The sequence below is a fragment of the Microbacterium sp. GbtcB4 genome, from assembly GCF_019091465.1.
Taxonomy (GTDB): Bacteria; Actinomycetota; Actinomycetes; order Actinomycetales; family Microbacteriaceae; genus Microbacterium; species Microbacterium paraoxydans.
In genome coordinates this window covers 1-252 of record NZ_JAGXJJ010000307.1, presented here as the reverse complement: position 1 = coordinate 252, position 252 = coordinate 1, and the positions used below count along the sequence as shown (strand labels likewise).

1 protein-coding gene is annotated in these 252 nt (G+C 49.6%); it reads left to right on the top strand.

The features are described 5' to 3' along the window. Positions 1-252 (top strand): hypothetical protein (locus KVS71_RS17970; RefSeq protein WP_217585216.1); only part of this gene is annotated, 252 nt, incomplete at both ends.

Below are 252 nucleotides of genomic sequence, written 5' to 3'. Positions count from 1 at the left end.
GACCGCAGAGAAGGACTTATCAGACGATCTTATTGGAGGCCTGTTTGCCAGGCAGCTTGAGATCATGGAGCTGCAGATAAATATGCTGAAGTCTGCGGGGGGGAACGTAACACCAAAGACTGCCGCAACAGAGAAGGGATACATTTATCCGGCAACTACCAGGACAGACCCTTCTTCAAAGCGGCCGGCTTCACACTATTATTCCGACTCCGGCTCCTCCTTTAACGATATACAGAAACGTTTTATCCAGGA